The 19562-nt window shown below is 67.9% G+C and carries 14 protein-coding genes and 1 tRNA gene; 3 read left to right on the forward strand and 12 right to left on the reverse strand.

Annotation, left to right across the window (positions count from 1 at the left end; translation table 11 throughout):
• Positions 1-85 precede the first annotated feature (85 nt).
• A complete protein-coding gene (locus ACZ4AA_RS07460) occupies positions 86-1507 on the forward strand; it encodes a M48 family metalloprotease (protein WP_467596852.1) in 1422 nt (473 codons plus the stop codon).
• A gap of 107 nt (positions 1508-1614) precedes the next feature.
• On the opposite strand, the gene ACZ4AA_RS07465 is transcribed toward ACZ4AA_RS07460, so the two are convergent.
• The 11 genes from ACZ4AA_RS07465 to ACZ4AA_RS07515 form a co-directional block, all read right to left on the reverse strand.
• Positions 1615-5514, reverse strand: a complete 3900-nt coding sequence (locus ACZ4AA_RS07465) for a DNA-directed RNA polymerase subunit beta' (RefSeq protein WP_384789851.1) — start codon at positions 5512-5514, stop codon at positions 1615-1617.
• Between the two features lie 114 nt (positions 5515-5628).
• Complete coding sequence (gene rpoB / locus ACZ4AA_RS07470; RefSeq protein WP_467596856.1) at positions 5629-9114, reverse strand: DNA-directed RNA polymerase subunit beta; 3486 nt, start codon at positions 9112-9114, stop codon at positions 5629-5631.
• Positions 9115-9752: 638 nt separating this feature from the next.
• Positions 9753-10130 (reverse strand): 50S ribosomal protein L7/L12, encoded by a 378-nt coding sequence (gene rplL / locus ACZ4AA_RS07475; RefSeq protein WP_328553983.1) that lies wholly within the window; start codon positions 10128-10130, stop codon positions 9753-9755.
• 109 nt (positions 10131-10239) lie between these two features.
• Positions 10240-10770: a 50S ribosomal protein L10 gene (rplJ, locus tag ACZ4AA_RS07480; RefSeq protein WP_037627039.1), complete on the reverse strand. Its 531-nt coding sequence runs from the start codon at positions 10768-10770 to the stop codon at positions 10240-10242.
• 320 nt (positions 10771-11090) lie between these two features.
• A complete protein-coding gene (locus ACZ4AA_RS07485) occupies positions 11091-11951 on the reverse strand; it encodes an SCO4651 family lipoprotein (RefSeq protein ID WP_467596862.1) in 861 nt (286 codons plus the stop codon).
• A 127-nt stretch (positions 11952-12078) separates the two neighbouring features.
• Complete coding sequence (locus ACZ4AA_RS07490; protein WP_467596865.1) at positions 12079-13026, reverse strand: SCO4651 family lipoprotein; 948 nt, start codon at positions 13024-13026, stop codon at positions 12079-12081.
• 215 nt (positions 13027-13241) lie between these two features.
• Positions 13242-13967 carry a 50S ribosomal protein L1 gene (rplA, locus tag ACZ4AA_RS07495; protein WP_328449291.1) on the reverse strand — a complete coding sequence of 242 codons (726 nt, stop codon included), beginning with the start codon at positions 13965-13967 and terminating at the stop codon, positions 13242-13244.
• Between the two features lie 94 nt (positions 13968-14061).
• On the reverse strand, positions 14062-14496 hold the full coding sequence (gene rplK, locus ACZ4AA_RS07500) for a 50S ribosomal protein L11 (protein WP_261705301.1): 435 nt from the start codon (positions 14494-14496) through the stop codon (positions 14062-14064).
• A gap of 193 nt (positions 14497-14689) precedes the next feature.
• A complete protein-coding gene (gene nusG / locus ACZ4AA_RS07505; RefSeq protein WP_467596868.1) occupies positions 14690-15571 on the reverse strand; it encodes a transcription termination/antitermination protein NusG in 882 nt (293 codons plus the stop codon).
• A gap of 77 nt (positions 15572-15648) precedes the next feature.
• On the reverse strand, positions 15649-15930 hold the full coding sequence (gene secE, locus ACZ4AA_RS07510; protein WP_103549158.1) for a preprotein translocase subunit SecE: 282 nt from the start codon (positions 15928-15930) through the stop codon (positions 15649-15651).
• A 107-nt stretch (positions 15931-16037) separates the two neighbouring features.
• Positions 16038-16110, reverse strand: a tRNA-Trp gene (locus ACZ4AA_RS07515).
• A gap of 248 nt (positions 16111-16358) precedes the next feature.
• Here ACZ4AA_RS07515 and ACZ4AA_RS07520 point away from each other — a divergent pair.
• Positions 16359-17585: a pyridoxal phosphate-dependent aminotransferase gene (locus tag ACZ4AA_RS07520; RefSeq protein WP_467596872.1), complete on the forward strand. Its 1227-nt coding sequence runs from the start codon at positions 16359-16361 to the stop codon at positions 17583-17585.
• Positions 17586-17760: 175 nt separating this feature from the next.
• On the forward strand, positions 17761-18792 hold the full coding sequence (locus tag ACZ4AA_RS07525; RefSeq protein ID WP_467596874.1) for an adenosine deaminase: 1032 nt from the start codon (positions 17761-17763) through the stop codon (positions 18790-18792).
• Here the strand turns inward: ACZ4AA_RS07525 and ACZ4AA_RS07530 are convergent.
• Positions 18789-19445: a TetR/AcrR family transcriptional regulator gene (locus ACZ4AA_RS07530; protein ID WP_467596876.1), complete on the reverse strand. Its 657-nt coding sequence runs from the start codon at positions 19443-19445 to the stop codon at positions 18789-18791. The two genes, ACZ4AA_RS07525 and ACZ4AA_RS07530, sit on opposite strands and share 4 nt — an antisense overlap.
• Positions 19446-19562: the final 117 nt, after the last annotated feature.

The following is a 19562-nucleotide window of genomic DNA, read 5'->3' on the forward strand; positions in this document are numbered from 1 at the left end:
CGCCCTCAGGGCACCGCAGGCAGCCCTCCCGCCGCTCACCGGCTGACGTCCCCGCACAGCCGCCCGTCCCACCGAAGGAGCCGTCATGTCCCAGCCTCCGGGCCCGGCCCACGAACCCCCGTACCCAGGAAGCCCGTATCCGGGAACCCCGTACCCAGGAGGCCCGTATCCGGGGGCCGCGGCCCCGCCGCCCGAGTACCCGGCGGCCTCCGCTCCCCCGCCGCAGTACCCCGGGGGCCCCGGACCCCAGTACCCGGGCCAGGCGGGCCCTCCCCCTCAGTACCCCGGCGGACCGGCGCCGCAGTATCCGGGGGCGGGCGCCGCTCCGCCGCACCCGGGAGCCGGGTACCCCCCGCCGCAGTACCCCGGGACCGGGGCGGGGCCCGGCGGACAGGCTCCCCCGTACCCAGGGAACCCCGGTCCCGGCGGACCCGCGCCCACGTACCCGGGGACGGCGGGCCCCGATCCGCGGCACCAGGGAGCCGACCCGCGGTTCGCGGGGCCGCAGCAGGCGGAGCCGAAGCCGTTCGTCCCGCGGCAGGCCGTCGCGCCCGACGACCTCGACTACCGCCACCAGGGCTCACGCGTCCACCTGGCGAGCCATCAGCGCGGCGCCGACGCCACCGCCGTCGGACAGCTGGCCACCCAGATCCCCGGCGCCCTGGTGAGCCTCGCCGTGGTGTCGGCCCTCGCACTGGGAATCTGCGGCACGGTCGTGGGCTCGCTGGTCGTCGTGGCCTGGGTCGCCTCCGGGGCACTCGTCTTCCACCGGCCCACCGAGCTGCGCTTCGCCCGGCACGTGCTCAAACTGCGGACGCCGCTGGCCGAGGAACGCGCCCGGCTGGAGCCGATCTGGCGCGAGGTCACCGCCCGGGCCGGGATCGATGCGGACACCTACGAGCTGATGGTGGAGAACAGCGACGACCTGAACGCGGTCGCGGCCGCCGGCCATGTCGTCGGCGTCACCACCTACTCCCTCAACAAGATCCCCAGCAGCAACCTCGCCGCCGTACTCGCCCATGAACTCGGCCACCACACGGGCGGTCACGCCTGGGCGGGGCTCCTCGGCTACTGGTACTCGCTGCCCGGCCGGCTCGCCTGGGCCTTCACCCGCGGGATGGCCAGGATCGCGCTCGCCGTCGCCGGGGTCTTCTCCGCGGCCGCGACCGGGCTGCTGATCCTCTTCATGGGGATGTTCGTGGTCGCCGGGTTCCTCGTCGCCTGGTACATCACGATCCCCCTGGTCGTCGCGCCCTACCTCCTCGCCTGGGCGGGCCGCCTCGGCGAACTGCGTGCCGACCAGCAGGCCGCCGCCCTCGGCTTCGCCCCCGAGATGGCCGAGGTCCTGCACCACTTCCAGGCCGAGGAGGACGCGGCCAGGACGGCCGCCGCCGGACAGGGCAAGAAGCTCCAGGAGCCCACGGGCCTGGCCAGGCTGCTGTCCACCCACCCCGACAACTACACCCGGCTGCGCGCCCTGGAGCCGTACCTCCAGCCCCCGCGCTGAGACCGGGAACGGGGAAGCCGGGAACGGAGACCGGGAACGCCGAAGGGCGGTCACCCCCCACCGGGGATGACCGCCCTTCGCACTAGCTAGCGCCTACCGGCAGCCGCTCACTGGTTGTACGGACCGTAGTCGTAGTCCTCCAGCGGGACGGCCTGGCCGGAGCCGGTGCCGAACGGCGAGTAGTCGATGTCGTCGTAGCCGACGGCCGAGTACATCGCGGCCTTGGCCTCTTCGGTCGGCTCCACCCGGATGTTGCGGTAGCGGGACAGACCCGTACCGGCCGGGATGAGCTTACCGATGATGACGTTCTCCTTGAGGCCGATGAGGCTGTCGGACTTGGCGTTGATCGCCGCGTCCGTCAGAACTCGGGTCGTCTCCTGGAAGGAGGCGGCCGACAGCCAGGATTCCGTCGCCAGCGAGGCCTTGGTGATACCCATCAGCTGCGGACGGCCGGAGGCGGGGTGACCGCCCTCGGTGACCACACGACGGTTCTCGGTCTCGAACTTCGAACGCTCGACCAGCTCGCCGGGCAGCAGCTCCGCGTCGCCCGACTCGATGATCGTCACGCGGCGCAGCATCTGCCGGATGATGATCTCGATGTGCTTGTCGTGGATCGACACACCCTGCGAGTTGTAGACCTTCTGGACCTCTCCGACCAGGTGGACCTGGACGGCACGCTGACCCAGGATGCGCAGCACGTCGTGCGGGTTGGTGGCACCCACGGTGAGCTTCTGGCCCACCTCGACGTGCTCGCCCTCCGACACCAGCAGACGGGCGCGCTTCGAGATCGGGAACGCCGTCTCGTCGCTGCCGTCGTCCGGGGTGACGACGAGCTTCTTGGTCTTCTCGGTCTCCTCGATCCGCACGCGGCCGGAGGCCTCGGAGATCGGGGCGACACCCTTCGGCGTACGGGCTTCGAAGAGCTCGACGACACGGGGCAGACCCTGGGTGATGTCGTCACCGGCCACACCACCGGTGTGGAAGGTACGCATCGTCAGCTGGGTACCGGGCTCACCGATGGACTGGGCGGCGATGATGCCGACCGCCTCACCGATGTCGACCAGCTTGCCGGTGGCCAGCGAACGGCCGTAGCACATGGCGCAGGTGCCGACGGCGGACTCACAGGTCAGGACCGAACGGGTCTTGACCTCCTCGATGCCGTGCTTGACCAGCTCGTCGATGAGGACGTCGCCGAGGTCGGTGTTGGCCGGGGCCAGCACCTTGCCGTCGACGGTGATGTCCTCGGCCAGCGCACGTGCGTACACGCTGGTCTCGACGTTCTCCGTCTTGCGCAGCACGCCGTCCTCGCCACGCTCGGCGATGGCCAGACGCAGACCGCGGTCGGTGCCGCAGTCCTCCTCGCGGATGATGACGTCCTGCGAGACGTCCACCAGACGACGGGTGAGGTAACCCGAGTCGGCGGTACGCAGGGCGGTGTCGGCCAGACCCTTACGGGCACCGTGGGTGGAGATGAAGTACTCCAGCACGGACAGACCTTCACGGAAGGACGCCTTGATGGGACGCGGGATCGTCTCGTTCTTGGCGTTCGACACCAGACCACGCATACCGGCGATCTGACGCATCTGCATCATGTTGCCTCGGGCGCCCGAGTTCACCATCATCGAGACCGGGTTGGTCTTCGGGAAGTTCGCGTTCATCGCCTCGGCGACCTCGTTGGTCGCCTTGGTCCAGATCGCGATGAGCTCCTGCGTGCGCTCTTCCTTGGTGATCAGACCACGCTCGTACTGCTTCTGGACCTTCTCGTCCAGGTCCTCGTAGCCCTTGACGATCGCGCGCTTCGCATCCGGAACGACGATGTCGGAGATGGCCACGGTGACGCCGGAACGGGTCGCCCAGAAGAAGCCCGACGCCTTCAGGTTGTCGAGCGTCGCCGCCACGATGACCTTGGGGTAGCGCTCGGCGAGGTCGTTGACGATCTCGGAGAGCTGCTTCTTGCCGACCTCGTAGTCGACGAACGGGTAGTCCTCGGGCAGCAGCTCGTTGAAGAGCGCGCGGCCCAGGGTCGTCCGCAGGCGGAAGGTGTCACCCTGCTGCCACTCCGGGTCGCCCTCCTCCTGCGCCGGCGGGGTCCAGCCACGCGGCGGGATGGTGCCCACCGGGAAGCGGATGTCCACCTGCGACTGGAGCGAGAGCTCGCCGGCGTCGAACGCCATGATCGCCTCGGCCACGGACGCGAAGGAGCGGTCCTCGCCCTTGACGTTCCGCAGGTCGCCGTCGGTGGTCAGGAAGAACAGACCGAGGACCATGTCCTGGGTCGGCATCGTGACCGGGCGGCCGTCGGCCGGCTTGAGGATGTTGTTCGAGGACAGCATCAGGATGCGGGCCTCGGCCTGCGCCTCCGCGGAGAGCGGCAGGTGCACGGCCATCTGGTCACCGTCGAAGTCCGCGTTGAACGCGGTGCAGACGAGCGGGTGGATCTGGATGGCCTTGCCTTCGACCAGCTGGGGCTCGAAGGCCTGGATGCCGAGGCGGTGCAGCGTGGGCGCACGGTTCAGCAGAACCGGGTGCTCGGCGATGACCTCTTCGAGGACGTCGTACACGACCGTGCGGCCGCGCTCGACCATCCGCTTGGCGCTCTTGATGTTCTGCGCGTGGTTCAGGTCGACCAGGCGCTTCATCACGAACGGCTTGAAGAGCTCCAGCGCCATGGCCTTCGGCAGACCGCACTGGTGCAGCTTCAGCTGCGGACCGACGACGATCACGGAACGCGCGGAGTAGTCCACACGCTTGCCGAGCAGGTTCTGACGGAAGCGACCCTGCTTGCCCTTGAGCATGTCGGACAGCGACTTCAGCGGACGGTTGCCGGGGCCCGTCACCGGGCGGCCACGACGGCCGTTGTCGAAGAGCGCGTCGACGGCCTCCTGGAGCATGCGCTTCTCGTTGTTCACGATGATCTCGGGCGCGCCGAGGTCGAGAAGCCGCTTCAGGCGGTTGTTGCGGTTGATCACGCGGCGGTACAGGTCGTTCAGGTCGGAGGTCGCGAAGCGGCCACCGTCCAGCTGCACCATCGGGCGAAGGTCCGGCGGGATGACCGGCACGCAGTCCAGCACCATGCCCTTGGGGCTGTTGCTGGTCTGGAGGAACGCGGAGACGACCTTGAGGCGCTTGAGCGCACGGGTCTTCTTCTGGCCCTTGCCGGTGCGGATGATCTCGCGGAGGCGCTCGGCCTCCTCGTCGAGGTCGAAGGACTCCAGGCGCTTCTGAAGCGCCGCGGCACCCATCGAACCGTCGAAGTACGTGCCGAAGCGGTCACGCAGCTCGCGGTAGAGGAGCTCGTCGCCCTCCAGGTCCTGCACCTTGAGGTTCTTGAAGCGGGTCCAGACCTCGTCGAGGCGGTCGATCTCGCGCTGCGCGCGGTCGCGCAGCTGCTTCATCTCACGCTCGGCACCCTCGCGCACCTTGCGGCGCACGTCGGCCTTGGCGCCCTCGGCCTCCAGCTCGGCCAGGTCGGTCTCGAGCTTCTTGGCGCGGGCCTCGAGGTCGGCGTCGCGGCGGTTCTCGACCTGCTGGCGCTCGACGGAGACGTGGGCCTCCAGCGAGGGCAGGTCGCGGGTGCGGCGCTCCTCGTCGACGTACGTGATCATGTACGCGGCGAAGTAGATGACCTTCTCGAGGTCCTTCGGGGCGAGGTCGAGCAGGTAGCCAAGACGCGACGGAACGCCCTTGAAGTACCAGATGTGAGTGACGGGAGCGGCGAGCTCGATGTGGCCCATCCGCTCACGGCGCACCTTGGCGCGCGTGACCTCGACGCCACAGCGCTCACAGATGATGCCCTTGAAGCGGACACGCTTGTACTTGCCGCAGTAGCACTCCCAGTCCCGGGTCGGACCGAAGATCTTCTCGCAGAAGAGTCCGTCCTTCTCGGGCTTGAGGGTGCGGTAGTTGATGGTCTCAGGCTTCTTGACCTCGCCGTGGCTCCACTGACGGATGTCGTCAGCGGTGGCCAGACCGATCCGGAGCTCATCGAAGAAGTTGACGTCGAGCACTATGCGTCAATCCCTCTCAGGGTTGTAAGTCTTAGGGGTCTGAAACGGGGGTCCTGGGGCCGGCGGGCCTTGATCACCTTTTCCACAGGTGGCCAAGGCCCGGCCGGACTCCCGTCAGACCTCTTCGACGCTGCTCGGCTCGCGCCGGGACAGGTCGATGCCGAGCTCCTCCGCCGCGCGGAAGACGTCCTCGTCGGTGTCGCGCATCTCGATGGACATGCCGTCCGAGGACAGCACCTCCACGTTGAGGCACAGGGACTGCATCTCCTTGATGAGCACCTTGAAGGACTCGGGGATGCCGGGCTCGGGGATGTTCTCGCCCTTGACGATGGCCTCGTAGACCTTCACGCGGCCGGTCACGTCGTCGGACTTGATCGTCAGCAGCTCCTGGAGGGCGTAAGCGGCGCCGTACGCCTCCAGCGCCCACACCTCCATCTCACCGAAGCGCTGGCCACCGAACTGAGCCTTACCACCCAGCGGCTGCTGGGTGATCATCGAGTACGGACCGGTCGAGCGGGCGTGCAGCTTGTCGTCGACCAGGTGGTGCAGCTTGAGGATGTACATGTACCCGATCGAGATCGGGTCCGGGAACGGCTCGCCGGAGCGGCCGTCGAACAGCCTCGCCTTGCCGGACGGGAGAACCAGGCGGTCACCGTCGCGGTTGGGCAGGGTGTGCTCGAACAGGCCCGCGAGCTCGTCCTCACGCGCACCGTCGAAGACCGGGGTGGCGACGTTGGTCCGCGGCGGGACCTTGTCGGCGCCGATGGCCTGGAGGCGCTGCGCCCATTCGTCCCCGAGACCGGAGACGTCCCAGCCGCGGCTGGCGAGCCAGCCGAGGTGGATCTCCAGTACCTGTCCCGGGTTCATTCGGGACGGGACACCGAGCGGGTTGAGGATGATGTCGACCGGGGTGCCGTCCTCCAGGAACGGCATGTCCTCGATCGGCAGGATCTTCGAGATGACACCCTTGTTGCCGTGACGGCCGGCGAGCTTGTCACCGTCCGTGATCTTGCGCTTCTGCGCCACGTAGACACGAACCAGCTGGTTCACGCCCGGGGGCAGCTCGTCGCCCTCTTCACGGTCGAAGACGCGGACACCGATGACCTTGCCGATCTCGCCGTGCGGGACCTTCAGGGAGGTGTCACGGACCTCACGGGCCTTCTCACCGAAGATCGCGCGCAGCAGGCGCTCCTCCGGCGTCAGCTCGGTCTCGCCCTTGGGCGTGACCTTGCCGACGAGGATGTCGCCGGCGACGACCTCGGCACCGATACGGATGATGCCGCGCTCGTCGAGGTCGGCGAGGACCTCCTCGGAGACGTTCGGGATGTCCCGGGTGATCTCCTCGGGGCCGAGCTTGGTGTCACGGGCGTCGACCTCGTGCTCCTCGATGTGGATCGAGGAGAGGACGTCGTCCTGCACGAGGCGCTGCGACAGGATGATCGCGTCCTCGTAGTTGTGACCCTCCCACGGCATGAACGCCACGAGCAGGTTCTTGCCGAGGGCCATCTCGCCGTCCTCGGTCGCGGGACCGTCGGCCAGGACCTGGCCCTCGATCACGCGGGCGCCCTCGTCCACGACAACCTTCTGGTTGACGGAGGTGCCCTGGTTCGACCGGGAGAACTTGTGCAGGCGGTACGTGGTGTACGTGCCGTCGTCGTTGGCGGTGGTGATGTAGTCCGCGGAGACCTCCTGGACCACACCGTCCTTCTCCGACTTCAGGACGTCACCGGCGTCGACCGCGCAGCGGTACTCCATGCCGGTGCCGACCAGCGGCGCCTCGGACTTGATGAGCGGAACGGCCTGACGCATCATGTTCGCGCCCATGAGGGCACGGTTGGCGTCGTCGTGCTCCAGGAACGGGATCATCGCGGTCGCGACCGACACCATCTGGCGCGGGGAGACGTCCATGTAGTCGACGTCGTCACCGGGGACGTAGTCGACCTCTCCGCCACGACGGCGGACCAGGACGCGGGACTCCTCGAAGCGGAGCTCGTCCGTCAGCGGCGCGTTGGCCTGCGCGATGACGAACCGGTCCTCCTCGTCGGCCGTGAGGTAGTCGACCTCGTCGGTGACGACACCGCCGGTGACCCGGCGGTAGGGCGTCTCGACGAAACCGAACGCGTTCACGCGGCCGTAGGACGCGAGCGAGCCGATCAGACCGATGTTCGGGCCTTCAGGGGTCTCGATCGGGCACATGCGGCCGTAGTGCGAGGGGTGCACGTCACGGACCTCGAAGCCGGCCCGCTCACGGGAGAGACCACCCGGGCCAAGAGCCGACAGACGGCGCTTGTGGGTGAGACCCGACAGCGGGTTGTTCTGGTCCATGAACTGCGACAGCTGGCTGGTGCCGAAGAACTCCTTGATGGAGGCGACGACCGGCCGGATGTTGATCAGGGTCTGCGGCGTGATCGCCTCGACGTCCTGAGTCGTCATGCGCTCGCGCACCACGCGCTCCATACGAGCCAGACCCGTGCGGACCTGGTTCTGGATGAGCTCGCCGACGTTGCGCAGACGACGGTTGCCGAAGTGGTCGATGTCGTCGGTCTCGACGACCATCGAGGTGCCGTTGTCACCAACGGTCTCGGTCTCACCGGCGTGCAGCTTCACCAGGTACTTGATCGTCGAGATGATGTCCTCGACGGTCAGGATGCCGGCGTCGAGCGGGGCGTCGCCGCCCAGCTTCTTGTTGACCTTGTACCGGCCGACCTTGGCGAGGTCGTAGCGCTTCGGGTTGAAGTAGAGGTTCTCCAGAAGCGTCTGCGCGGCCTCACGGGTCGGCGGTTCGCCCGGACGCAGCTTGCGGTAGATGTCCAGCAGCGCGTCGTCCTGGCCCTGGGTGTGGTCCTTCTCCAGGGTGGCGCGCATGGACTCGTACTCGCCGAACTCCTCGAGGATCTGCTCGGTGGTCCAGCCGAGAGCCTTCAGGAGAACGGTGACGGACTGCTTGCGCTTGCGGTCGATGCGGACACCGACCATGTCGCGCTTGTCGATCTCCATCTCCAGCCAGGCACCCCGGGAGGGGATGACCTTGGCCGAGAAGATGTCCTTGTCGGACGTCTTGTCGATGGAGGAGTCGAAGTAGACACCCGGCGAGCGGACCAGCTGCGACACGACGACACGCTCGGTGCCGTTGATGACGAAGGTGCCCTTGTTGGTCATGAGCGGGAAGTCGCCCATGAAGACCGTCTGGGACTTGATCTCGCCGGTCTCGTTGTTGGTGAACTCGGCGGTGACGAAGAGCGGGGCCGCGTACGTGAAGTCGCGGTCCTTGCACTCGTCGATGGAGTTCTTCGGGGGCTCGAAGCGGTGATCGCGGAACGTCAGGGACATCGACCCGCTGAAGTCCTCGATCGGGGAGATCTCCTCGAAGATCTCCTCCAGACCGGACTTGGTGGGGACGTCCTGTCCGCTGTCCAGAGCCGCCTCGACACGAGCCTTCCACGCGTCGTTGCCGAGCAGCCAGTCGAAGCTCTCGGTTTGCAGCGCAAGAAGGTTCGGAACCTCGAGGGGCTCCTTGATCTTTGCAAAGGAGATGCGCAGCGGGGCGGTGCTGGCGCCGTTGTTCGTATTCGCGGTCGAGGCAGTGCGCGAGGCGGCCAAGAGGGGGTCCTTCCGAGGGCTCGGACTCACTACGCGCGTACCGGTCCCATGTCGGACAAAGCGTCGGGCCGTTCCCGATCCGGCCGAATGAAGGCCAGGTCAGAGATGGTCCAACCGTCGATGCTCATACACGGGCATGCCCCTGGTGACGGGCAGGAGGCAGCTAACAGGCAGCGCAAAGGGTCAGTGTAGCCACTAGGCCCACTGATGTCCAGTCCCTGTTTTTTGAGACTCTCACTGTTCTCAACACCTGCGGCAAGCCACGCCCTCAATGCACATCGATACTGCCCTCTTCGTCAGCGATCCATGCCTCGGATACGGATCGTTGTGACGACGCGTCCTGAGAATTGCGCGCTGCGTGCGGTTCGTCAAGGCCCCCCATGCCCAAAGCAAGTGCCGCGATCGTCACGTGCGGCCCGTCTTGCAACCCGTCCCTCTGCCTGTCACAGCTGGTCGGAGGCACAACGAAGATCACCATACTCGTCACGGCCCGCATCGCAAGGCTGCCGCTTCAGGGACCCCCTGGAACGCCGAAGAGCGACCACCCAGTTGGGTGATCGCTCTTCGGTGCGTCAGCGTTACAGCGCTACGAGAGCGGCTGTGACAGCTTCACAGGAGTCCTCGGAGGACTCGTCGAGTTACTTGACCTCGACGGAGGCGCCGGCGCCCTTGAGGGACTCGGCAGCCTTCTCGGCGGCCTCCTTGGCGACCTTCTCGAGGACGGGCTTCGGAGCGCCGTCGACGAGGTCCTTGGCCTCCTTCAGGCCCAGCGAGGTGAGCTCACGCACGACCTTGATGACCTGGATCTTCTTCTCGCCGGCACCGGTGAGGATGACGTCGAACTCGTCCTGCTCCTCGACGGCCTCGACGGCGGCGGGGCCGACCGGGGCAGCGGCGACCGCGGCGGCGGCGGTGACGTCGAACTTCTCCTCGAAGGCCTTCACGAACTCGGAGAGCTCGATGAGGGTGAGGTTCTCGAACTGCGCGAGCAGCTCTTCCTGGGACAGCTTCGCCATGATGGCGTCCTTCCACTAATTCGGCAGGTGCCGGATGTACTGGTGAGGCGGGCGTACGTTCGGCCCGCTACGACCGTCGCCTCAGGCGGCGGTCAATGCGCGAGCCGAATTACTCGGCACCGCCCTGCTCGGCCTGCTTGACACGAAGCGCCTCCGCGGTGCGGACGAACTTCGAGGGCAGGGCCTGGAAGAGGCGAGCAGTCTGCGTCTGCTTGCCCTTGAAGGCACCCGCCAGCTTGGCGAGCAGAACCTCGCGGGACTCGAGGTCCGCAAGCTTCTTGATCTCGTCGGCGGACAGCGCCTTGCCGTCAAGGACACCGCCCTTGATGACGAGGTTGGGGTTGTCCTTGGCGAAGTCACGAAGACCCTTCGCCGACGTCACCGGGTCACCGGAGATGAAGGCGACCGCCGTCGGACCGTTGAACAGGTCGTCGAGCGTCGAGATCCCGGCCTCGTTGGCCGCAATCTTGGTCAGCGTGTTCTTCACCACGGCGTACTGGGCGTCTTCACCGAGCGAACGGCGCAGCGTCTTGAGCTGCGCCACGGTGAGACCCCGGTACTCGGTCAGCACAGCGGCGTTCGAGCTGCGGAACTGGTCCGCGAGCTCGGCTACCGCGGCAGCCTTGTCGGGCCTTGCCATAGAGCGTCGGCCTCCTTCCGGGTGATGAGGACCGCTCAGAAGGGGCCGGCACAACAAAAACGCCCCGGCGCAGGCGCACGGGGCGTAGCTCCACCGGATTACTCCGCACGCTCAGCGTGCGAACTCCGGGAACACATCCACGATCACCTGCGCGGGTCGTCCGCGGTGCGGATCCTTCGGTCACCCCGTCCTCTTGCGAGCACGTGGCAACGACCAGCGGTCTTTGGCTTCTCGAGGAGCGTACGTGAAGGGGACGCCGTCAAGCAAATCCGGCCGAACGGCCCGGCCGCCGAGGGCCTTCCACGTCCGGCCGGGGCGGGTCAGCCCTGCTGGACGCCCTTCATCATCCCGGCGAGGTCGACGGTGTCCTCGGCGGGCGGGGCGGTCACGGTCACGGGCTTGTTGTAGTCCAGGAAGGTGACGGTCATGTCGAGCGGACCCTTGTCGGCGGTCCCGCGCATCCGGAACTGCTTGGTGTGGTCGGCACCGTCGATCCACATGTCCATCGTGATCGCGTCGATGCCCATCTTCGTGTACTGGTCCAGGGCCTTCTCGCGCTTCTCGCGGGTGTCCTTGTCCTGGCTCTTGAGCGACTTGCGGAACGCGTCCAGGGGGATCGTCCCCTTGTAGTGCGTGGTCTTCACGCCCCCGACGGTCTCGGTGCCGACCTTCTTCACGTCCTTGGAGCCGGTCAGGAAGGTGGACTCGGTGGCCGGGTTCTTGTCGGCCTGGCCGCCGCCCAGCTGGTCCGCGTTCAGTTCCTTGTCCGCGCCGAGCGCGGCCATGTCGAACTTGATCCAGCTCTTGCCGTCCATCTCCTTGGCGGCCTTGGCGCCCCCGCCGATGTACATCGCCTTGCCCACGAGCCGGATCTCCACCGGGCCCTCGGTGGCCTGGTCCTCGGCGGTCATCTTCATGCTCATGGCCAGCGGCTTCATGCTCATCGCCGCCTCGCCGCTGACGCGGCCCTCGCCCGGGACCTTGCCGGTCATCCGGTAGCGGAGCGAGGTGATGTCCTCGGTCTTCTTCGCCGCCTTCGCCACGGCCGCGGCGGGCGTGAGCTCGGGCGACTCCTCCCCCGCGCCCTTCGAACAGCCCACGACGCCACCGCCGAGGACCAGGGCCGCGAGGGTCGCGGCGGTCGCCCGGTGCCGTACCGCGTCGTTCACAGAAAGCTTCAAGGTTCCCCCCAAGGAACAGATGCACGATTCACAGATCCGGCGCGAGCGTAGCCCAGGAGATTCCGGTGATCACCTGGGTTTCCGCGCGGCCGGAGTGCGTACGACGGACCCCGGGGAGGTGCGGAGCTCAGGAAGGGGAGCCGCTGCCGGAACCGGTCGCCGTGTCGCCGCTGCCCGGCGTCACGCCCTGCGCCTTCAGGAGGTCCTTGAAGTCCTCGGTGTCACCGGCCGGGGGCGCGGCGGCGGAGACCTTCACTCCGTAGTCGCTGTAGTACGTCGTGGACGACATGGTGCCGCTCGTCATCGCGGCCTTGGAGACCGCCTTGACGAGCAGGTCCTTGGCGTCGACCCAGATGTCCACGTCCTCGGTCGTGATGCCGGCCGTGGTGAGCTGCTTCTTCATGTCGGAGAGCTGGCTCGCGGTGAGGTGGGAGCTGCGGGCCGCGAGGTCGCTCACGTCCACCGTGCCCGCGTAGTGCGTGGTCCTCTGTCCGCGGACCGTCTCCTCGCCGACCTTCTTGACGTCACCGGAGGCCAGCAGGAGCTTCACCGACTGGTTCGGCGAGCTGTTCTGCATCTGGTCCTTCAGGAGCGCGCCGGAGCCGCCCCCGAGCTTCGCGAGGTCGTCGTACCCGTAGCGGATCCAGTGCTTGCCGCCGGCCTGCCGGGCGAAGGCGTCGCCCATCTTCGCGTAGTAGGCGTCGGACAGATAGCGGGCCTCCATGGAGTCGCTGCCCATCTTGCGCATCGTGTCGGCCATCGTGCCGCCGGTGTAGGTGATCGTCATGTCACCGGTGAAGCCGTCGCCCCAGGCCATGGTGCCGCCCGACTTCATGGACATCAGCGTGCCCATGGTCGTCGTGGACTCGATCCGCGCGGAGTCGGCGCCGTCGGTGGACTTCTCGGCGGAGCGCAGGGCCGCGATGGGGCTGACCCGCGTGACGCTCTTGTGGCCCGCCCTGTCGCCGTTGCCCGAACTCCCGGAGGAACCGGAGGAGTTGCAGGCGGCCACCCCCGCCAACGCGGTCGCCGCCGCGATCGAGACCGTCAGCCGGCGTGCCATCGTGCTCTTCATTCGTCCCACCCCTGAGAGAAGTCCGTGAACCGCGCGCGGCGCGGCCCATGGACACCCGTACCCGGATTTCCGGCCGGGGCGACCGCCCCGGGAAGACCTCCGCGCGTCTTCGCGCGAAAGACCTCCGGACATGAGGACGGGCCCCGCACCTCGAAAGGTTGCGGGGCCCGTTCAGATTCGCGTGCGCGACGCGGTCACCGGGGTGAGCGAAGGGCTCAGACGGCGGCCGGGTCCTCCTCGACGAGGAGGTTGCGGGTGCGGTTCGGGTCGACGGGAACGCCGGGGCCGATCGTGGAGCTGATCGCGGCCTTCTTGATGTAGCGACCCTTGGCGGCGGACGGCTTCAGACGAAGGATCTCGTCGAGCGCGGCGCCGTAGTTCTCCACCAGCTTGGTGTCGTCGAAGGACACCTTGCCGATGATGAAGTGCAGGTTCGAGTGCTTGTCGACGCGGAACTCGATCTTGCCACCCTTGATCTCGGTGACAGCCTTGGCGACGTCGGGGGTCACGGTGCCGGTCTTGGGGTTCGGCATGAGACCACGGGGACCGAGCACGCGGCCGAGGCGGCCGACCTTGCCCATGAGGTCCGGGGTGGCGACGACGGCGTCGAAGTCCAGACGGCCCTTCGCGACCTCGTCGATCAGTTCGTCGGAGCCGACGATGTCGGCGCCCGCGGCCTCCGCGGCCGCAGCACGGTCACCGGTCGCGAAGACCAGGACCCGGGCGGTCTTGCCGGTGCCGTGCGGCAGGTTCACGGTGCCACGGACCATCTGGTCGGCCTTGCGCGGGTCGACACCCAGGCGGAAGGCGACCTCGACGGTGCCGTCGAACTTGCTGGTGGAGGTCTCCTTGGCGAGACGGACGGCCTCGAGCGGGGCGTAGAGCTTGTCCCGGTCGACCTTGGCGTCCGCAGCGCGGAGAGACTTGCTGCGCTTGCTCACTACTGCTCCTGATGTGTTCTGAGGAGTCGTGGTGCGGGCCGAGCAGGCCCTGCCACGCGCGGCCGAGGCCGCATGGTTCCTGTGAAGGTGGGTGTCAGCCCTCGACCGTGATGCCCATGGAACGGGCGGTGCCGGCGATGATCTTCGCGGCGGCGTCCAGGTCGTTGGCGTTGAGGTCGGGCATCTTGGTCGTGGCGATCTCGCGGACCTGCGCCTGGGTGATCTTGGCGACCTTGGTCTTGTGCGGCTCGCCGGAGCCCTTCTCGACACCCGCGGCCTTGAGGATCATCTTGGCGGCCGGCGGAGTCTTGGTCACGAAGGTGAAGGAGCGGTCCTCGTAGACCGTGATCTCCACCGGGATGACCCAGCCACGCTGCGACTCGGTCGCCGCGTTGTAGGCCTTGCAGAACTCCATGATGTTGACGCCGTGCTGACCGAGCGCGGGGCCGACCGGCGGGGCCGGGTTCGCCGCACCGGCGTTGATCTGGAGCTTGATGAGCCCCGTGACCTTCTTCTTCTTGGGAGGCATTCCGGGTCCTCTTTCGTTTTCGCCTTCCTACGTCCGAGTCGCCCCGGACGGCTGCCTTCAGCGGAGGAAATGATCCGGATGAAGGCATACCGCACAACGATAACGGGTATCCATGCGCGGCTAAAAACCGAGCAGGTCAGACCGGCTGTGACAGCCCGTCTGACCTGTTCGGAAGACGTACGTCCAGAAGGTGCTAGTTCTTCTGGATCTGGTCGAAGGAGAGCTCGACCGGAGTCTCGCGGCCGAAGATCTCGACGAGGCCCTTGACCTTCTTCGAGTCGGCGTTGATCTCGTTGATGGTGGCCTGGAGGGTGGCGAACGGGCCGTCGGTGACGGTGACCGAGTCGCCGACCTCGAAGTCCAGCACCTGGACCTCGACCTTGCGCTGCGGCGCGGGCTTGCCCTCGGCCTCGGCGGCCTCGCGGGCGGCCTTCTCCTCGGCCTCCGGGGCGAGCATCTTGACGATCTCGTCCAGGGTCAGCGGGTACGGGTCGTAGGCGTTGCCCACGAAGCCGGTGACGCCGGGGGTGTTGCGGACGACGCCCCAGGACTCGTTCGTCAGGTCCATGCGGACCAGGACGTAGCCCGGGAGCTTGTTCTGCTTGATCGTCTTGCGCTCGCCGTTCTTGATCTGCGCGACCTCTTCCTGCGGCACCTCGGCCTGGAAGATGAAGTCCTCGACGTTCAGCGAGACGGCACGCTGTTCGAGGTTGGTCTTCACGCGGTTCTCGTAACCGGCGTACGTGTGGATGACGTACCACTCGCCGGGCAGCAGACGCAGTTCGTCGCGCAGGGCGGTCACGGGGTCGACGGGCTCGGCCTCGACTTCGGGCTCGGCCTCCTCGGACGCGTCCTCGTCCGCGGCGTCCTCGTCCTCGGCGGACTCGTCGGCGGCGTCCTCGACGTCCTCACCGGACTCGTCCTCGACGTGCAGGGCCGCGTCCTCGGCGTTCTCGCCGGCGGCGGCATCGGCAGCCTCGAACTCGTCCACGACGTCCGTTCCCTCGACGATCTCGAGCTCGTCGTCAACGGACTCGACCGACTCGGAGGAATCGTTCAGGTTCGGGTCAGACACGGTGGCTGCTTCTTCCTGGTTACATGGGGGTGGAACGCGCGAAAGGGGCGCCGGTGACGGCGCCCTTCGCTCTCGGCTCAGCCGAAGACGTACTTGGCGGCGTGGTTGAGCCCATAGTCAATCACGGTGACCAGGCCGATCATGATGACGACGAACACAATCACCACTGTGGTGTAAGTCGTCAGCTGATTGCGAGTCGGCCAGACAACCTTCCGGAGTTCCGCGATGATCTGGCGGTAGAAGGTGGCAAGGCGCTTCAGCGGGCCCTTCTTGGCACGCTTACCGCCCTTGCGGGCCTTCTTCTTGGACTCCGGCGCCTCGGCATCAGGCATGTCGATGGAGCCCACGGCGTCCGTCACTCGTCCTCACCTGATTCCCGGGTCGTGACCGTGCCGCGCCCGGTTGAGCCGCACGGCGGTGCATTGCTGTACGTACATGCGCACACATCCGCGAGAGGTGTGTGTAGCAGGGCCGGAGGGACTTGAACCCCCAACCGCTGGTTTTGGAGACCAGTGCTCTACCAATTGAGCTACGACCCTTTGATTTCCCCCAACGTACCGCATTCGCCCGGGTGCTCGGTGTGCACCGGGTGAGTGCGGCCGGTGAAGGCCAACGAGGTGAGAGTGTACGTGGTCGGAAGCCGGGCGTCGAACAGAAAGTGTCCGTACGGGCTCACCACGTCGAAGATCCACTGGTGGAGCGCGCGGATCCGCACGGATGTTCTGCCCTTGTTCAGTCCGTGAAACCCGTGTGCCGGGGGTGTTTCCGGTCTGAAACGATGGGTCCCATGAGCCCTGCAACCCCTCCCACCGAGCGCCGGGTCTCCGCCCGAGTCGGCGCGATCTCCGAATCCGCCACCCTCGCCGTGGACGCCAAGGCCAAGGCACTCAAGGCCGCCGGACGTCCGGTGATCGGCTTCGGCGCCGGTGAGCCCGACTTCCCGACCCCGGACTACATCGTCCAGGCCGCCATCGAGGCCTGCTCGAACCCCAAGTACCACCGCTACACGCCGGCCGGCGGGCTCCCCGAGCTGAAGGCCGCGATCGCCGCGAAGACGCTGCGCGACTCCGGCTTCGAGGTGGAGGCCGCCCAGGTCCTGGTCACCAACGGCGGCAAGCAGGCCATCTACGAGGCCTTCGCCGCGATCCTCGACCCGGGTGACGAGGTCATCGTCCCGGCCCCGTACTGGACCACCTACCCGGAGTCCATCCGTCTCGCCGGCGGTGTCCCGGTGGAGGTCGTCGCCGACGAGACCACCGGCTACCGCGTCTCGGTCGAGCAGCTGGAGGCCGCCCGCACCGAGAACACCAAGGTGCTGCTCTTCGTCTCCCCGTCCAACCCGACGGGCGCGGTCTACACCCGCGAGCAGATCGAGGAGATCGGCCGCTGGGCCGCCGAGAAGGGCCTGTGGGTCCTGACCGACGAGATCTACGAGCACCTGGTCTACGGCGACGCCGAGTTCCACTCGCTGCCCGTGGTGGTGCCCGAGCTGCGCGACAAGTGCATCGTCGTCAACGGCGTCGCCAAGACGTACGCGATGACCGGCTGGCGCGTGGGCTGGGTCATCGGCCCGAAGGACGTCATCAAGGCCGCGACCAACCTCCAGTCGCACGCCACCTCGAACGTCTCGAACGTGGCCCAGGTCGCCGCGCTCGCCGCCGTCTCCGGCGACCTCGACGCCGTCGCGAAGATGCGCGAGGCCTTCGACCGCCGCCGCAAGACCATCGTGCGCATGCTGAACGAGATCGACGGCGTGCTCTGCCCCGAGCCCGAGGGCGCCTTCTACGCGTACCCCTCGGTGAAGGAACTGGTCGGCAAGGAGATCCGCGGCAAGCGCCCCGCGGACACCGTCGAGCTGGCCGCGCTCATCCTGGAGGAGGCCGAGGTCGCGGTCGTCCCGGGCGAGGCCTTCGGCACGCCGGGCTACCTGCGGCTGTCGTACGCGCTCGGCGACGAGGACCTCGTCGAGGGCGTCAGCCGGATCCAGAAGCTGCTGGCCGAGGCGAAGGACTGACCTCACGCGTCCGCCCGCGCCTCCCAGGGGCGCGGGTGACGTCATGAGCGCTCCACGCGCGCGTGCGGGGGCCGGTCACTCACGGGAGTGGCCGGCCCTCGTCCATGCGTTCGGGCAAGCGCCCGATCAGGGAAAGCCCTTCCGGCACGGCGTTCGCGTGGGGCAGGATCTCCGGATGGAGCGCGTACGTGATGTCAGTGAACTTCCGAAGGCCCATCTGCACCTGCACTTCACGGGGTCCATGCGCCCCGGCACCGTGCTGGAGCTCGCCGACAAATACGGCGTGCGGCTGCCCGAGACGCTGACCGAGGCGCTGACCAGCGGGGAACCGCCGAAGCTGCGGGCGACCGACGAGCGCGGCTGGTTCCGCTTCCAGCGCCTGTACGACGCCGCGCGGTCCTGCATCAGAGAGCCCGAGGACATCCAGCGCCTGGTGCGCGAGGCCGCCGAGGAAGACCTGAAGGACGGCTCCGGCTGGCTGGAGATCCAGGTCGACCCGACCTCGTACGCCCCGCGCCTCGGCGGGCTGATCCCGGCCCTGGAGATCATCCTGGACGCGGTCGACTCGGCCGTGCGGGACACCGGGCTCGGGATGCGTGTCCTGGTGGCCGCCAACCGGATGAAGCACCCCCTGGACGCCCGCACGCTGGCCCGGCTCGCCGTGCGGTACGCGGACCGGGGGATCGTCGGTTTCGGGCTCTCCAACGACGAGCGGCGGGGCATGGCGCGGGACTTCGACCGGGCCTTCGCCATCGCCCGCGAGGGCGGACTGCTGTCCGCGCCGCACGGCGGCGAGCTCACCGGACCCGCCTCGGTCCGCGACTGCCTCGACGACCTGCACGCCTCCCGGATCGGCCACGGGGTGCGGGCCGCCGAGGACCCCCGACTGCTGAAGCGCCTCGCGGACCGCGGGGTGACCTGCGAGGTCTGCCCCGCCTCCAACGTCGCCCTCGGCGTCTACGAGAAGCACGCCGATGTCCCCCTGCGCACTCTGTTCGAATCCGGGGTGCCGATGGCCCTCGGTGCCGACGACCCGCTGCTCTTCGGCTCCCGGCTCGCCGCCCAGTACGACATCGCCCGGCGCCATCACGCCTTCACCGACCAGGAACTGGCCGAGCTGGCCCGGCAGTCCATCCGCGCCTCGGCCGCGCCCCAGGACGTCCGGACGAAGCTGCTGTCCGGCGTCGACGACTGGCTCACCGCCTAGCGCGGGTCCTGGGGCTCGGTCCCCCGGTCTCTCGGGGTGAGCCCGGCGAGCAGGGTGCGGGCGAGGGCCGGGGCGAAGGTGTCCAGCGGCGGTGGCGTGCCGTCCTCGGTGGCGTCGTAGGCGAACGCCCGCTGCGCGCACGCCCCGAGCAGCAGTGAGGCGGCGGCGTAGGTGTCGGTGTCCGGCCGGACACGCCCGGCCCGCTGTTCCGCCAGCAGATAGGCGGCGAGACCCCGGATGGGGATGTGGGGGCCCGCGTCCATGGCCCGCATGGCCTCGTCATGGCGCCGCTTGAGCTGTGTCTCCGCGTACAGGGAGGCGGCGATCGGGAAGCTCTGCTCATAGAAGAGGGACGCCTGGCGGGCGATCTCGGTGAGGTTCTCCTCCAGGGAGTGCTCCCGCGGCTCGGCCGTCAGCCGCTCCAGGAGCGGGCCGAGCCGCGGCAGCCGCTCGTGGAGGACCCGGATGAACAGCTCCTCCTTGCTCGCGAAGTACTTGTAGAGCGCCGCCTCCGAACAGCCGGCCGCCCTGGCGATCTCCTTGGTGGTGACGCGGGAGAGGCCGAGCGTGAGCATGAGCTCGTGCGCCGCGTCGAGGATGCGGATCCTGGCCGGCTTCGACGGCGTGCGCTCCGTGGCGGATTTCTGCTGCATGGGGCCCAAGGATTCCATGACCCGTCCTTGTGGGGTTGACGGGTGGGTGAGTACTTACCCACCCTAGGGGAAGAAAGGGTGAGTGAGCACTCACCCACCACGTCTCCACCTCTCAGG

The organism is Streptomyces sp. NPDC024698 (assembly GCF_055559015.1).

What these genes read in the sequence shown, in the direction of transcription:
- rplK (WP_261705301.1), bottom strand. Translation starts at nt 14,496, where the DNA reads ATGCCTCCCAAGAAGAAGAAGGTCACGGGGCTCATCAAGCTCCAGATC.
- ACZ4AA_RS07460 (WP_467596852.1), top strand. Translation starts at nt 86, where the DNA reads ATGTCCCAGCCTCCGGGCCCGGCCCACGAACCCCCGTACCCAGGAAGC.
- rplL (WP_328553983.1), bottom strand. Translation starts at nt 10,130, where the DNA reads ATGGCGAAGCTGTCCCAGGAAGAGCTGCTCGCGCAGTTCGAGAACCTC.
- ACZ4AA_RS07530 (WP_467596876.1), bottom strand. Translation starts at nt 19,445, where the DNA reads ATGCAGCAGAAATCCGCCACGGAGCGCACGCCGTCGAAGCCGGCCAGG.
- ACZ4AA_RS07520 (WP_467596872.1), top strand. Translation starts at nt 16,359, where the DNA reads ATGAGCCCTGCAACCCCTCCCACCGAGCGCCGGGTCTCCGCCCGAGTC.
- rplJ (WP_037627039.1), bottom strand. Translation starts at nt 10,770, where the DNA reads ATGGCAAGGCCCGACAAGGCTGCCGCGGTAGCCGAGCTCGCGGACCAG.
- ACZ4AA_RS07525 (WP_467596874.1), top strand. Translation starts at nt 17,761, where the DNA reads ATGGAGCGCGTACGTGATGTCAGTGAACTTCCGAAGGCCCATCTGCAC.
- ACZ4AA_RS07490 (WP_467596865.1), bottom strand. Translation starts at nt 13,026, where the DNA reads ATGAAGAGCACGATGGCACGCCGGCTGACGGTCTCGATCGCGGCGGCG.